This is a genomic window from Ramlibacter sp. WS9, from assembly GCF_003797765.1.
Lineage (GTDB): Bacteria > Pseudomonadota > Gammaproteobacteria > Burkholderiales > Burkholderiaceae_C > Ramlibacter.
The window spans coordinates 73,855-87,974 of record NZ_RKMB01000020.1 but is presented as its reverse complement, the minus strand read 5'-3'; the positions used below and the strand labels follow the sequence as shown (position 1 = coordinate 87,974).

12 protein-coding genes are annotated in these 14,120 nt (G+C 67.0%); 8 read left to right on the top strand and 4 right to left on the bottom strand.

What is annotated here, in order from left to right; all coding sequences use genetic code 11:
• Window positions 1–179 precede the first annotated feature (179 nt).
• From gmk to EEB15_RS24325, 3 genes are all read left to right on the top strand, one after another.
• A complete protein-coding gene (gene gmk, locus EEB15_RS24335) occupies window positions 180–800 on the top strand; it encodes a guanylate kinase (RefSeq protein WP_141512545.1) in 621 nt (206 codons plus the stop codon).
• Between the two features lie 14 nt (window positions 801–814).
• Entirely contained in the window at window positions 815–1,018 is a 204-nt protein-coding gene (gene rpoZ, locus EEB15_RS24330) for a DNA-directed RNA polymerase subunit omega (protein ID WP_093162973.1), read from the top strand.
• A 188-nt stretch (window positions 1,019–1,206) separates the two neighbouring features.
• Complete coding sequence (locus tag EEB15_RS24325) at window positions 1,207–3,477, top strand: bifunctional (p)ppGpp synthetase/guanosine-3',5'-bis(diphosphate) 3'-pyrophosphohydrolase (protein ID WP_141512544.1); 2,271 nt, start codon at window positions 1,207–1,209, stop codon at window positions 3,475–3,477.
• Between the two features lie 265 nt (window positions 3,478–3,742).
• Here the strand turns inward: EEB15_RS24325 and greB are convergent, their stop codons facing one another.
• Entirely contained in the window at window positions 3,743–4,300 is a 558-nt protein-coding gene (greB, locus tag EEB15_RS24320) for a transcription elongation factor GreB (RefSeq protein WP_141512543.1), read from the bottom strand.
• A 120-nt stretch (window positions 4,301–4,420) separates the two neighbouring features.
• Between greB and EEB15_RS24315 the strand changes: the two genes are divergently transcribed.
• Together EEB15_RS24315 and EEB15_RS24310 are read left to right on the top strand one after the other, a co-directional pair.
• Window positions 4,421–4,723 carry a hypothetical protein gene (locus EEB15_RS24315; RefSeq protein WP_141512542.1) on the top strand — a complete coding sequence of 101 codons (303 nt, stop codon included), beginning with the start codon at window positions 4,421–4,423 and terminating at the stop codon, window positions 4,721–4,723.
• A complete protein-coding gene (locus EEB15_RS24310) occupies window positions 4,720–5,433 on the top strand; it encodes a hypothetical protein (RefSeq protein ID WP_141512541.1) in 714 nt (237 codons plus the stop codon). Before EEB15_RS24315 ends, EEB15_RS24310 begins: the two co-directional genes overlap by 4 nt.
• Window positions 5,434–5,439: 6 nt before the next feature.
• Here the strand turns inward: EEB15_RS24310 and EEB15_RS24305 are convergent, their stop codons facing one another.
• Window positions 5,440–7,920, bottom strand: a complete 2,481-nt coding sequence (locus EEB15_RS24305; RefSeq protein ID WP_141512540.1) for a bifunctional diguanylate cyclase/phosphodiesterase — start codon at window positions 7,918–7,920, stop codon at window positions 5,440–5,442.
• A 122-nt stretch (window positions 7,921–8,042) separates the two neighbouring features.
• On the opposite strand from EEB15_RS24305, the gene EEB15_RS24300 reads away from it, so the two are divergent.
• Entirely contained in the window at window positions 8,043–8,471 is a 429-nt protein-coding gene (locus EEB15_RS24300; protein WP_233259601.1) for a response regulator, read from the top strand.
• Between the two features lie 191 nt (window positions 8,472–8,662).
• On the opposite strand, the gene EEB15_RS24295 is transcribed toward EEB15_RS24300, so the two are convergent.
• Window positions 8,663–10,948 carry a cellulose biosynthesis cyclic di-GMP-binding regulatory protein BcsB gene (locus tag EEB15_RS24295; protein WP_141512539.1) on the bottom strand — a complete coding sequence of 762 codons (2,286 nt, stop codon included), beginning with the start codon at window positions 10,946–10,948 and terminating at the stop codon, window positions 8,663–8,665.
• 171 nt (window positions 10,949–11,119) lie between these two features.
• Here EEB15_RS24295 and EEB15_RS24290 point away from each other — a divergent pair, with 171 nt between their 5' ends.
• Window positions 11,120–11,941 carry an MBL fold metallo-hydrolase gene (locus tag EEB15_RS24290; RefSeq protein ID WP_141512538.1) on the top strand — a complete coding sequence of 274 codons (822 nt, stop codon included), beginning with the start codon at window positions 11,120–11,122 and terminating at the stop codon, window positions 11,939–11,941.
• A gap of 37 nt (window positions 11,942–11,978) precedes the next feature.
• Here EEB15_RS24290 and EEB15_RS24285 read toward each other — a convergent pair whose 3' ends face one another.
• Window positions 11,979–12,419 carry a hypothetical protein gene (locus EEB15_RS24285; RefSeq protein ID WP_141512537.1) on the bottom strand — a complete coding sequence of 147 codons (441 nt, stop codon included), beginning with the start codon at window positions 12,417–12,419 and terminating at the stop codon, window positions 11,979–11,981.
• 310 nt (window positions 12,420–12,729) lie between these two features.
• Here EEB15_RS24285 and EEB15_RS24275 point away from each other — a divergent pair, with 310 nt between their 5' ends.
• On the top strand, window positions 12,730–14,025 hold the full coding sequence (locus EEB15_RS24275; RefSeq protein WP_158290214.1) for a hypothetical protein: 1,296 nt from the start codon (window positions 12,730–12,732) through the stop codon (window positions 14,023–14,025).
• Window positions 14,026–14,120: the final 95 nt, after the last annotated feature.

The window sequence follows — 14,120 nt, the reverse complement described above, 5'->3', positions numbered from 1 at the left end:
ATCTGGGCCACAGGCCACAGGAGAATACTCTAGAGCACCCCCGGGACGCTATTTCATGGCGTTCGATCAGGCGGGAAAAAGCTGCTCACGTTCGACTCGGGCATCAGCCAGTTGCTGGCCACGCCCCAGGAGCGGCAACAGCATCTGTCGATACTCGGCTGATAAGATCGACTGGATCCATGGATTACCCCGGCAACCTCTTCGTCGTCGCAGCCCCCAGCGGGGCCGGCAAGTCCAGCCTGGTCAAGGCCTTGCTGGAGCTCGACTCGCGCGTCCAGCCCTCGGTGTCGCACACCACCCGGCCGCCGCGCGGCCAGGAAAAGCACGGCCGCGAGTATTTCTTCGTCTCACCCACCGAATTCGACGCCCTGGTGCTGGCCGACGGCTTCGTGGAATGGGCTTTCGTGCATGGCCAGCGCTACGGCACGTCCAAGAGGGCGATCGAGGAGCGCATTGCCCAAGGCGCCGACGTCATTTTGGAGATCGACTTCCAGGGCGCCTTGTCGATCAAGCGGATCTTCGCCAATGCCGTGTTGATCTTCATCCTGCCACCCAGTTGGGAAGAACTCCGCTCGCGGCTGGAACGCCGGGGCGAAGACGCCCCCGACGTCATCGATCTGCGGCTGCAAAACGCCGCCACCGAGATGGCGCAGGCACGGGAGTTCGATTTCGTTATAATCAATGAGTTATTTGAGCGAGCGCTTTTTGACCTGAAAGCGATTGTTCATGCTCAACGGCTCAAGTTTTCGGCCCAGCGCCGCGCCCGAGCCGATACCTTCCAAGCCCTCAACATCACCTGACTGGAACCTCCACAATGGCCCGCATCACCGTTGAAGACTGCCTGCAGCAAATCCCGAATCGCTTCCAGCTCGTTCTGGCCGCCACCTACCGCGCCCGCATGCTGAGCCAGGGCCACGCGCCCAAGATCGAAAGCAAGAACAAGCCGGGCGTCACCGCCCTGCGCGAGATCGCCGAAGGCAAGATCGGCCTCGAAATGCTCAAGAAGGTCCCGGGCTGAACTAGCCCACCCCCGAAGCGGCCTTTGGCCGATGCCCCCTCGGGCGTCGCCCTCTCCCCCTCAAGGGGGCGCCACCAGTGGCCCGGCGGAGCCGGTTCCACGGTGGCACTGGAACAGAAAAAGCACCGCGAGGCGGTGCTTTTTCATTGCTGGGTACCGGGTGTTCGAGGGCAAGCTACAGTAAGGGCATGAGTGCAGTCCTCGAATCAGGCAAAGGCAAAGGCAAGCGCCCCGTGGCGCCGGTCTTGCCCAGCCCCGCCGCGGCCAACGCCGCGGCGGCGAGCTTTGCCGCGCTGACGGCCAAGCTCGACTACCTGGAGCCGGCGGAAATCGAGCAGGTCCGAAAGGCCTACCGGTTTGCCGACGAAGCGCACCTGGGCCAGATCCGCGCCAGCGGCGAGCCGTATATCACCCACCCGATCGCCGTGGCGGCCCAGTGCGCGGAATGGAAGCTGGACGACCAGGCGCTCATGGCAGCCCTGCTGCACGACGCGATCGAAGATTGCGGCGTCACGAAGCCCGAGCTGATCGAGCGCTTCGGGGCACCGGTGGCCGAACTGGTCGATGGCCTCACCAAGCTCGACAAACTCCAGTTCAACACCCGCGAAGAAAGCCAGGCCGAGTCTTTCCGCAAGATGCTGCTGGCGATGGCGCGCGATGTGCGCGTCATCCTGATCAAGCTCGCCGACCGCACCCACAACATGCGCACGCTGGACGACGTGCCGCGCGAAAAATGGACTCGCATCTCGTCGGAAACGCTGGAAATCTACGCGCCCATTGCGCACCGCCTGGGCTTGAATTCGACCTACCGCGAGTTGCAGGAGCTGGCCTTCCGCCACCTGCGGCCGTGGCGCTACGCGATCCTGAACAAGGCCGTGTCCAAGGCCCGCAACCGCCGCCGCGACCTGATCCAGAAGGTGCAGCACGAGGTCGAAAGCACCTTCGAGGACGCCGGCATGGAAGTGCGCATCGCCGGGCGCGAGAAAACGCTCTACTCGGTCTATCGCAAGATGGACGAGAAGCACCTGTCGTTCGCGCAGGTCACCGACATCTACGGCTTTCGTGTCATCGTGCCTTCGGTCATCGAGTGCTACACCGCGCTGGGCCTCTTGCACCAGATGTACAAGCCGGTGCCAGGCAAGTTCAAGGACCACATCGCCATCCCCAAGGTCAACGGCTACCAGTCGCTGCACACGACGCTGGTGGGCCCCTCGGGCGTCAACGTCGAATTCCAGATGCGCACGGAGGCCATGCACGTGGTGGCCGAGTCGGGCGTGGCTGCGCACTGGCTGTACAAAGCGAGCGAGCAGGACGGCGAAAGCTCGGACCGGTTGGGCACGAAATGGCTGCAGTCGCTGCTGGACATCCAGCACGAGACGCGCGACGCCGCTGAGTTCTGGGACCACGTCAAGATCGACCTGTTCCCCGACGCCGTTTACGTGTTCACGCCCAAGAGCCAGATCATGGCCCTGCCGCGCGGCGCCACCGTCGTCGACTTCGCCTACGCGATCCACAGCAACATCGGCGACCGCACCGTCGCCGCGAAAATCAACAACGTGCAGGTCCCGCTGCGCACCGAGCTGAAGAACGGCGACGTGGTGGAGGTGGTGACGGCGCCGGTGTCCACGCCCAACCCGGCGTGGCTGGGCTTCGTTCGCACCGGGCGCGCCCGGTCCAAGATCCGGCACCACCTCAAGTCGCTGGCCCAGGCCGAGTCGCAGGACCTGGGCGAGAAGCTGCTCACACAGGCTCTTCGCGCGGAGGGCCTGGAACGTTTGCCCGCCGACGACGAGGAGCGCCACCCGATCTGGGAAAAGCTGCTGCGCTTCACGGGCAACCGCAGCCGCGCGGAGTTGCTCACCGATATCGGCCTGGGCAAGCGCATCGCGAGCATCGTCGCCAAGCGGCTGGTGACCATGCTCGCCGAGCGCGGCGAGCGGCCCGACGCATTGCTGATCACCCGCGAGCGCTACACCGCGCACGAGAACGTCTCGCAGGGCGAGGTGATCCTGGACGGCAGCGAGAACGCCTCGGTGCAGTTCGCGACCTGCTGCCGGCCGGTTCCGGGTGACGAGATCGTCGGCTATCTGGGCCGCGGCGAAGGCCTCGTCGTGCACAGGAACGACTGCGCCGTGGCGAAGCGGCTGCAGCACAAGGACAGCGAGCGCTTCATCAGCGTCGAGTGGGCGGACGAACCGGTCCGGCCCTTCGAGACGGGCCTGCTGGTCACCGTGGTCAACGGCAAGGGCGTGCTGGCCCGTGTCGCCGCCGCGCTGGCAAGCGCAGAGGCCGACATCGCGCACGTCGACATGGACGACGAGCGCGCGCAGGATGCGACAGACCTGCGCTTCATCGTCGCGGTGCGAGACCGCACGCACCTCGAGTCGGCGATCCGTACCTTGCGGCGGACGCCGTCGGTGATAAGCGTGCAGCGTGTGCGGCCGGGCGCGCCTTCGTAGCGCCTTCGGGGCGGGATCGGGGCGGCGGGGCACTCCGCGCTGCGAATGTCCCCCGTCGCGGCAAGCCGCTCCCTCCTCCTTTATTTCGCTGCGCAGAGCGCCCCACCACCCCGATCCGGGAAGGCTGTCGGTATTCGGCCGTCGCGCGCCAATTGGGTCCCCCATGGCGTCCATGGCGCCGCACACGCTCGCTGTGCAGCGCTTCGATGAGATCAGATTTCGGGCAGCAGTGGGCAAGCCCTTTCCGCCAAAGAAACGGAGGGCCTTAGCTCCGGGGCGCCGGATACCGCACCTCCAGCACCTCGATCTCCTGAACCCCCGCAGGCGTTACCAGCTTCACCGCATCCCCCTCGCGCGCCTTCAGCAGCGCCCGGGCGATGGGCGATATCCAGCTCACCTGGCCTTGCGCGCTGTCGGCTTCGTCGATGCCCATGATCGTGACCGTGCGCTCCTGGCCCGATTCGTCGGCGTAGGTGACGGTGGCGCCGAAGAACACCTGTTCGCCGCCGTGGTGCACGGCCGGGTCCGTCACTTCGGCGATTTCGAGCCGCTTGGTCAAGAAGCGGATGCGGCGGTCGATCTCGCGCAGCCGCTTCTTGCCGTAGATGTAGTCGCCGTTCTCGGAGCGGTCGCCGTTCTTGGCAGCCCAATGAACCGCCTCCACCACCTTGGGACGTTCCTCGTCCATCAGCTGCAGCAGCTCGCTGCGCAGCCGCTCGAAGCCCTGCGGTGTCATGTAGTTCTTGCCGCCGCCGGGAAGCGCCGGCAACGAGGCTTCGTCCTCGTCGTCGGAATCGGTTTCGCGGGTGAATGCCTTGCTCATCCCCCAAGGATAGCGAGGCCTGCGGACTCTGCACTGCCCTTGTCCTACAAGCGCTTGGGCCATCTCCTACTGCTTGTTACGCCTGGATCGTGGAACATCGCTGTGTTCTCAGGAGAAAAGATGAGTCTCTGCGCTGTCATCAATCCGACCGCGGAAGATGCCTATTGGCACCGCGTCTTCCGGGATGAGCCGTATTACGAGGTTCCGATGGCGTACGGCGACTACAGCCCGGCTTACCGGGTCGGCTACACGGCGCCCTTGCGCCGCGAAGGCAGCTTCGATTCCCTTGAAGAGCAGCTGCGTCAGGACTGGGAGGGCGTCAAAGGGAGCTCCCGCCTCACTTGGCCGCAAGCCCGCGTGGCCATCCGCGCCGCGTGGGACCGCGTGGCTGACCACACCCATTCCACCGAGGACATGGCTTGAAAGACGCCGACGATACCTCCCGCGCGGCGGGACGCAAGCCACGCGCCGGCGCTGAAGCCGCGCGCTACGCCGTGCTGCGGCGCCTGGGCCCCGTGCTCAAGCACGACATGGTGGTGAACCTCCAGGCGATCTCCATGATGGCCGAGGTCCTGAACGCGCGCATCGAGCGCGCGGCGCCCAGCCCCGCCGACTTCCAGGCCAACATCTCCAAGCTCAACCGTCTGGCGCGCGAGGCCGTTGCCAGCTGCCTGAAGGTAGCTGCCTGGATCGAGCCCGGCGAAGACCAGGGCATCCGCCTTGCGGAAGGCGTGGACGAATGCATGGCCCTGCTGGCCAGCAACTTCAACTTCCGGGGGTTCGCCGTCACCCGCGACGTCGACGAAACCGATTTCCAGGTCTGGCGCATTGCAGTGCGCAACCTGCTGGTGGTTTCCCTCATCACGCTGACCGACACCGCCACCGGCCCCTGCCATGTGCACGTGAAAGCCGAGGTGCGCAACGGCATCGCGGAAATCAGCGTGCAAGTCTCGCCGCGCGAAGACCCGGTGGATGCGCTGTCGTTCGAGCCGAGCTACCGGCACTTGGACTGGGCCGACGTTCAGGCGCTGGCCGACGCGGAATCGGTCGAGTTGATGCGCGACGGCGACCGGATCACCATGCGCATGCCGCGCGCCGTGGCCACCGCGCCGCTGCAGATCGCGCCCGTCTGAACCGGTTCATTCCGGCGCGGCACTCTCCTTCTCCGATTCGATGTAGGCCTCGAGCTGGTCGATCGGCAGCGGCGGGCAGAAAAGATAGCCCTGGTATTCGGTACAGCCCTGGCGCGCCAAAAAGTCGCGCTGCTCCTGGGTTTCCACCCCTTCGGCGACCACGCCCAGGTTCAGGCTTTGCGCCAGGTCAATGATGGTCTTGGCAATGGCGGCGTCGTTGGCGTCGGTCAGGATGTCGCGCACGAACTCCTTGTCGATCTTCAGCTGGTCCAGCGGCAGGCGCTTGAGGTACGACAGCGACGAATAGCCCATGCCGAAGTCATCGAGCGACAGCGTCACGCCCATCGCCTTCAGGTTGCCCATCTTGGCCACCGTCACCTCGATCCCGTCGGCCAGCAGGCTTTCCGTGAGTTCGAGCTTCAGCTTGTGGGGGGCGATGCCGGACTGCATGATCGCGCTCATCACCTCGTCCACGAAGTGCGGATGGCGGAACTGCCGCACGCTGACGTTCACGGCGATGCTCAGGTGGCGCCGGTCCGGCCGCTTTGCCCAGGCCGCCAGTTGCGCGCAGACCTGGTCCAGCACCCAGCGGCCGATCGGGATGATCAGCGAGGTTTCCTCGGCCGTCGGGATGAAGTGCGCCGGCGGCACGAGATCGCGCTGCGGGTGCTTCCAGCGCAGCAGCGCCTCGACGCCTGTCATGCGGCCGTCGACGCCGACCTGCGGCTGGTAATCCACGAGGAACTGGCCTTCGCGCCATGCCTCGCGCAGGTCCGTCGCCATTGCGGCATTGGCCGTGACGACCGCCTGCATTTCCGGATCGAAGAAGCACACGGCGTTGCGGCCCGCGGCCTTGGCCTGGTACATGGCCAGGTCGGCCTGCTTGAGCAGCTCGCTCACCGTCCACGGCGTTTTGCCGAACAGCGTCACCCCGATGCTGCAGGTGCTGTGGTGCAGGTAGCCGGAGAGGAGGTAAGGCTCGCCCAGCCTGGCCAGGATGCGCTGGCTCACCACGCGCGCGCCTTCGGCCGGCTGCAGCGGCTTGACGCCGCTGTTTTCCAGCAGGATCACGAATTCGTCGCCGCCCAGCCGCGCCACGGTGTCGCCGCGCGCCACGCAGGAGCGCAGGCGCTCCGCCACCTGCTGCAGCAGCAAGTCCCCCTTCTGGTGGCCCAGCGTGTCGTTGAGCACCTTGAAGTTGTCCAGGTCGATGAACATCAGCGCGCCTTCGCGCGGGCGGGCGTCGTCGGTCAGCGCGCGCTGGAGGCGATCCAACAGCAACTGCCGGTTCGGGAGCCTGGTGAGCGGGTCGTAGAAGGCCAGGTACTGGATCTTCTCCTCGGCCATCTTGCGCTCGGTGATGTCGCGGCCCACGGCCACCCAGTGCGTCAACCTCCGCTCGTGGTCCCACACCGGGGAGACTTCCAGGTCGACCCAGAACGCCTCGCCGTTCTTCTTGTAGTTGATCAGGTCCACCCGCGCGGGCTGCCACTGCTCCATCGCCGCCCGGATGCGATCGAGCTCCTTGCGCTGGGTCCCCGGCCCCTGCAACAGCCGTGGGGTCTTGCCCATCACCTCCTGCGGCGTGTAGCCGGTGCGGCGCTCGAAGGCTTCGTTGACGAACACGATGCGCGGGCCAGGTGCGTTGAACGGCCCGGCCTCCGTGATGATGACGATGTCGTTCAGGCGCGCAATGCTGCCTTCCAGCAGGCGCAACTGCTCCTGCGACTTGTGGCGTGCCGTGACGTCACGCAGGTGCACCGCGAGGCCGGCGCCGAACGGATAGCCGCGCGCCTCGATGCGCCGCGCGAGGCTGGCATCCAGCTCTTCCACCTCGATCTGTTCACCGCGCGCCATGCTGCGGCGGAACTGCTCTTCCACCCGGAACCGCACCGTCTTCTGGAACGCGCCCCAGATCTGCCGGCCCAGCAGCTCCGGGGTGGGCCGGCCCAGCAAGTGCTCCGCCTGCTCGTTGACATAGGTGAAGCGGCCTTCCCGGTCCACGGTGGCGAACGCCTCGCCGCTACCCATTGCGCCGCCCATGCTGACGGTGTGGCGCGACAAGGTGCCATGGCGATGGCCGTGCGGCGCGATCTCCTGCACGGCGCCTTCCACCCGGACGATCGCGCCTTCGTCGTCGCGCACCGCGTGGCCGATGGTGCGCACCCACGCGCGCCGGCCCTGCAGCGTGACGATCTGCATTTCCTCGTCGAATGGCGTGCCCTCGTTCGCGCACGCCTGGACCAACGCATCCATGGCTTCCCGCCATTCCGGCGCGTAAAGGCCGAACGCATCCTTGCGCGCCGGGGCGAAGCCGGGCGGCGCGTCGTGAATCTTCGCGAGCTGCTCCGACCACGCGAGCCGGCCGGTGGCGAGGTCGAGCGTCCACACGCCGATGAAGGCAGTGCGCTCGATCAGTTTCAACAGCGTCTCGAGCTGTTGCAGCCTGGCTGAATCGATGGAGTCGTTGCAATCGATGGTGGACATTCGCCGGCTATCTTAGGCGTGTCGTGGCAAACCCGTATGCAACAGTAGGCACTGTCCTACATGATGACGCGAGCGCCGCCGGGGGTCCGGCAAAATTTGCCTCACTTAAAGTGGAAGCGACCTTGTCATACCCTGAATCGACCATCCCCGTGCACCTGCAAGCCTACATCGTCGAGGACAACCCCACGATCCGTGAGAACCTCATTGGTACGCTGGAGGAGTTGACCTGCGTGAAGGTGACGGGCACCAGCGCCACGGAGGACGAGGCCCTGCTCTGGCTCGAAAAGAACACGCAGGGGTGGGACCTGCTGATCCTCGACCTGTTCCTGAAGCAAGGCAGCGGCATTCACCTGGCACAATGCATCGCCGAGCGCAAACCGAACCAGAAGGTGGTGGTGTTCAGCAACTACGTCAACGCCAGCATCCGCAAGCGCTGTGCGCAGCTCGGAGTCGACGCCGTCTTCGACAAGTCCACCGAGATCGACTCGCTGGTGGACTATTGCTCGTACCAGTGCTTCCGGGTTGCCCAGTCGCATGTCCAGGCGGCCTAGGGCCTGTTAACGCTATTTCCAGGGGCGCGAAGGGGCCGCATCGGGCGCCAATCAAGGCGCACGGTGCAGCCCGCACTCGCGTGCGGGCCAGCCGGGCAACGCCGAGTGGCGCCCGATGCGGCCCCTTCCCTTCGGGTTGCGACTCCAACGCGCCCCTGGAAATAGCGTTAACAGGCCCTAGACGGCCGCCCTCACACACCCTCATCCGCGGACGCCCCGGCGCGCATGTGCGTGCGCCAGGCATAGGCGGCCAACGCACCGATGAAAGCCAGCACGGCGAGTGGCAGCAGCCACCACGCGGAGTGATCGGTCAGCGAGGGCCGGGATTCGCGCGTCATGCCCTCGCCTGAAGGGTCGATCGTGTTGATCTCCGCGCGCAGCCCGCCCATGCCGATCACGGCGACATTGCCTGCCGATAGCTGCATCGGTTTGTCGATGACAGGTGCCTCGCGGCCCAGCGTGCGGTAGACAGCACCGGTGTCGCGGCCCATCTTGATCACTTCCAGCAACCCCGCGCGATTGAGGCCGCTGATGTCGAGCAGGGGCCGATCGGAGCCCTCGGCCAGCAGCAGCCGTCCGCCCTCGAGCTTGACTTCGCTCTTGGCCGAGTCCTTCAGCGGCACGTCGATCGCCAGGAAGGGGCCCTTGATCTTGGGAGGGCCCACATCGGCGACCGCGATGAACCGGGCACGCGAAGGCGACACCCCCGTGCTCGATGCAAGACTGATGACGCGCGGCAGGCTGTTTTGCGCGTCGTACAGGTAGTTGACGGGCACCAGCACACTGACCCCGTGCGCGAAACCCGAGATGAGGCTGCTGAAGTCCCCGGACGCATCGATCTTGTCCAGCAGCAGGTGGCTGCTGGCGAGCACCGACACCGGATAGGCCTCGGGCGTTTCGCGGCACTTGTCGCTGGCCTGCTGCCGCACGAAGGAGACGCGAATGTTGTTGCGCGCGCTCACGGCGTGGCGCGGGATCGGCGCAACGATGCGTTCGCGCTTGCCCGTTGCCTCCAGCTCGCGCGCCGACAGCAGCACCTCGTTCATGAAAACCGACACCACGGGCGGGGTGCGGGCCGCGCCGGGCGCCGCGGCGACGTCGATGACCAGCGTGCCGGGCCCGCGCCCGTCACTCGAGATCGCGCCGATGTCGAAAGCGGCGTTCCAGTCGGCGCGCGACAGCACTTCCAGCGTGGCCGGCTTCGCGCCCAGGTATTTGAGTGACACCGCGGCGAGGTCGGCACGGGGATCGTCCGCCGCCTGCACCTGCAGCGCGGGCGACATCGCGAGCTGTTGCCAGATCTGCGTGAACAGGCCCGCGGCCTGGCCACCGGCGTCCGGCGCCACCACGATGGCCGGCCGCCCGAACACGTTGGCCAGGCGCACCTGCCCCGAGGCGAGCTGCCGGCCCCAGCCGTCGAGCGAGCGGGCGCGCCACTCGGCAAAGGGAGCTTGCGCTTCGGCAGGAAGCTGCGCGCGCAATTCATCGAGCGCCTGCACCACCACGCTGCCGGTCGCGCGGTCGGCCACGACGATATCGGCCTGCAGCGGCCCCGCTTGCCCCAGCGCCATCAGCGCGCCGACCTCGGCCAGGTCCTTGATACGGCGCTTGCCCCCATCGCCCAGCGCGGCGAAGGCGGGTATGGCGCGCAACGCGGATGGCACAGTGACGCCTTGCAGGTCCACCACGTCACCCACCGCGGGCAAGGCGCGGATCTGCGGCCGCTTGCCGGCGCGTTCGAGCGCCACTCCCAGGCGCCAGGCCGAGTCGTAGGCTTCGGACGAGAGCTTGCGGCCGGCGATCATGATCACCGGCGATGCGGGCAATGCGCTCCAGGCCGACGAAAGGTCTTGTATCGCCGATCCGTCGTAGCGGTAGGTGAAGCGTGTCGTGGGTTCGATGCGCAGCAGGTTGCCGGGGGTGCGCGCGTCCGAGCAGGTGTTCTCGCGGTTGATGGCCGTGCGCCAGTCGACGTTGAAACGAACGACGCCGCTCGCGCGCGGCGTGCCGTCGACGGCCAGCGTGAGGCTGCCGTCGCCGCGCTCGGCCGTGACGGGGCGCGCCGACACCGGGAAGCCATCCAGGGAAAGGACGAGCGTGGTGCGTCCGCCGTCGGCGCGCACGAAGCTCGCGTCCACCTGCAGGATCGCGTTGGCCAACGGTGCGCCGGGCGGGACCGGCAGCGAAATTTCGCGCGACGTCTCCTGGGCGCCCAGCACGAGCGGGCCGGCGAACCCCAGGTCGGCGAAGCTGACGACGCGGGCGATCCAGTGGTCGGCGTTCATGCGCTGGAAGACCTGCGCCGGAGACACCGCGGACGCAGCCGAAATGGGGGGCAGCGCGGCGGGCGCCGGACCCGCGCCGAAAGCGAGGACGGGCAGCAGCCCCAGGGCCGCGCAGCCGAGCCGGCGGGCGGCGGCCGGCAGCCATTGCTGCGGCTTCACGAGACTCCCGCAGAGAAACTTGTCTTCACGCATGCTCTCCCTCCTGCTGCTGAGGCACCGCCAGCATGGCGGCTGCCGCTGCAGAGGTTCGCCAGCCAATTCGCCGTGCGCGCGTAGGAAGCGACTTACCTCGAGCTGGCGTTATCGCGCTGCGATTTGATCTGGAACAACACGCACGGTTGAGCACCAGGGCACCATCGGCGCATGTCCATCGAACTTTTCCGCAACGCGGACCATGCCTGCCTGATGTTCACCGACCTTGTCGAAGAGGACGGACACGCGGTGCAGAGCAACCAGTTCCTGATCGTCGACCACGGTGTCGGCGCGATCATCGACCCCGGCGGGAACCTCGCGTACAACGAACTCTTTCTTTCGCTGTCGCGCTTCTTTCCGCCGCAAGACCTGACTTACCTGATCGCCTCGCATGCCGATCCGGACATCATCGCCTCGCTCGACCGCTGGCTGACGGCCACGCGGGCGAAGCTGGTCATCTCGCGGATCTGGGAGCGCTTTGCGCCGCACTTCACGAAAGCCGGCAAGACGGAAGGCCGCGTGGTCGGTGTGCCGGACGCCGGGGGCCGCCTGCCGCTCGGCCAGAGCGAGCTGTGGCTCCTGCCTGCCCACTTCATGCACTCGGAGGGCAACTTCCACTTCTGGGATCCGGTGAGCCGCATCCTGTTCACGGGCGACCTGGGCGTTTCCATGATGTCCGGAGCCGACGCCGCGAAGCCGGTGCAGGACTTTGCAAGCCACGTCGGCAAGATGGAAGGCTTCCATCGCCGCTACATGGTGTCGAACAAGATCCTGCGGCTCTGGGTCCGCATGGCGCGGCAGCTGCCGGTCGCGATGATCGTGCCGCAGCACGGCGCCCCGCTGGAGGGCAAGGCGATCGGCGACTTCTTCGACTGGATCGAGAACCTCATGTGCGGGGTAGACCTGTTCGACGACCGCGCCTACCAGCTGCCGACCTCTTCAATCGATGCGCATCTGAACCGGATCAAGCCCGCTCTTCGCGCGATCGGTTGAGCTGAGGCGAAAGACTCAGCCTGGCACCGGTGTTCAGCTACAAAGCGAGCAGCCGTTCGAAGAAAGAGCGATAGCTGCGCAGCGCGACGCGCAGGTTTTCCGTCGATGCCTTGCTCGATTCGCCCATGTCGGCCTCGATCGCTACGCGTTGCCGCGCAAAACTCTCGGCCAGGCTCTTCATCACCTCACCGACCAGCTCGTCGGCGCGCTGCACCGATTGGCGTGGATCGTCGACGAACGCGATCTGCACGGCGTTCCAGCGGTCGCGAAAGCCCCGCGCCGTGTCTTCGTCGAACAGCGCGGCCAGCTGCTCCACCGCGCCGTCGCGGATCGCATCGTTGTGCCATGCCCCGGGACGGCGCGCGGCATCGTCCTGAACCTGGCGCCGCTCGCGCTCGCGTTCCTCGCGCACGACGTCGCGCTCCATTTGCTGCGGGTCCGCCGTGTTGCGGTTCTGCTCGTCGTGTTCGCGGCTCATGGTGGCGCCCCTGCGGGCGCAAAGGCGCCCCAACTCCGCTAACTTAGGCGCCATCGCGCGCTCGCGATGTCGGCGCTGGCCCTGCTGAATCCGGCCTGTGGCTGATGCCGCTGTAGGAGCTATCCCGCGCCCACATCAAGGCGTGGTGACCAACGCTGTCACAGAACCGACATTCTGGTCGGCGTATTGCGTTGCGGCATGACAAAACACCGTCGAGCTGTAACCCGCGGGCCCAGAGCCTTGCAGCTCGTGACGTTTGCGCGGCGCCGGCGCCTTTCACAATCGGGACGTCTTGGCGTTGGAGTGGGACATGAGTTGGGCCGACAAGAAGAAGCTGGAGCGGCTGGTACAGCTGTTTTGCGGAGTCGCCGTATTGGCGGCCGCCGGCTGTGGCGGCGGCGGTGGCGGCCCGGCACCTGCGCCGGCCCCACCGCCCGCTCCGGTACCGGCACCGGCACCTGGACCCGGCTCCGCTCCAGCGCCCGTTCCTCCGCCCGCACCGGCCCCGGTCCCCACACCTGCGCCGCCGCCAGCGCCCATCCCTGCACCACCGCCCGCGCCGGGCGCGGTTGCCATGATCGGCAATTGCGAAGTTTTCCCGCCCACGGCGATCTTCAACACGCGCATCGACGACCCCGTGCGCTTCCCGCCGCACGCGAGCAGCGGCGCGTGGATCTCGTCCATCGGCAGCGACCGGCGCTTTCATGCCGACTGGGGTACCAACGACAACCCCGCGCAGCCGGCGACGTACTACGGCATCCCGATCAACGTCGTCGACGGCAGCGCCGCCACCACGGACTGGCCCGTGGTGTCATTCGATTTCGCTGCGTCGGGCGTCAGCACCGAACAGGGCTGGCCCGACGAAAGCGATTGCGCCGTCGCGAGCGGCGGCGGCTTCGCGCTCACCCGCGACTGCAGCGCGGTGCCGCCCGCGCAGCGGCGCTTCCCCTTCCCGCTGCCCGGCAACCTGCGCAATGAAGGCGGCCAATGCAACGACCCGGACACCTGCGGCGACCACCACGTGCTGGTGGTGGAACAAGGCGCTTGCCGCCTGTGGGAGGGCTACTATTCCTACCGCTTGTCGAGCCAGTGGTACACGCTGGCCACCGCGGCCTGGGACCTGAAGTCGCTCGCGCTGCGTCCATCCGGGTGGACTTCCGGCGACGCGGCCGGGCTGCCGATCACGCCGCTGCTCGCCCGCGCGGCCGAATCCTCGTCGGGCGAAGTGCACCACCCCTTGCGCGTGACCTTTCGCGACAGCGTGCTGGCGCGCAGCTTCGTCTGGCCGGCACGCCATGCCGCCGGAGGCGAGACGGCGGCGGGGATTCCCTTCGGCGCGCTGTTGCGGCTGAAGGCCGACTTCATCATTCCCGCCGGCTGGACGGCGCAGGCGCGGGCGTTGGCCACGGCGATGAAGCGCTACGGCCTGTACGTGTCGGACATCGGTTCCGATTTCTTCGTGCAAGGCGAACCCAACGCCGCCTGGGATGCCAACACCATCAACCAACTGCAGACCTTGACGATGGGGCAGATGGAGTTCGTGAGCACCGGCGCCGTGACGGGCGACCCCCGTTTCTCACTGGACTCCATGGCGGCAGGCTGGTAGCTGGCGCCGGGCGTTGGCGGCCGACGACCGGCCTTGGGGAGCCTTTCCTACACGCGTGAGCGGGCCGCGCGCGCACGATGGAATCGACGTGCAGC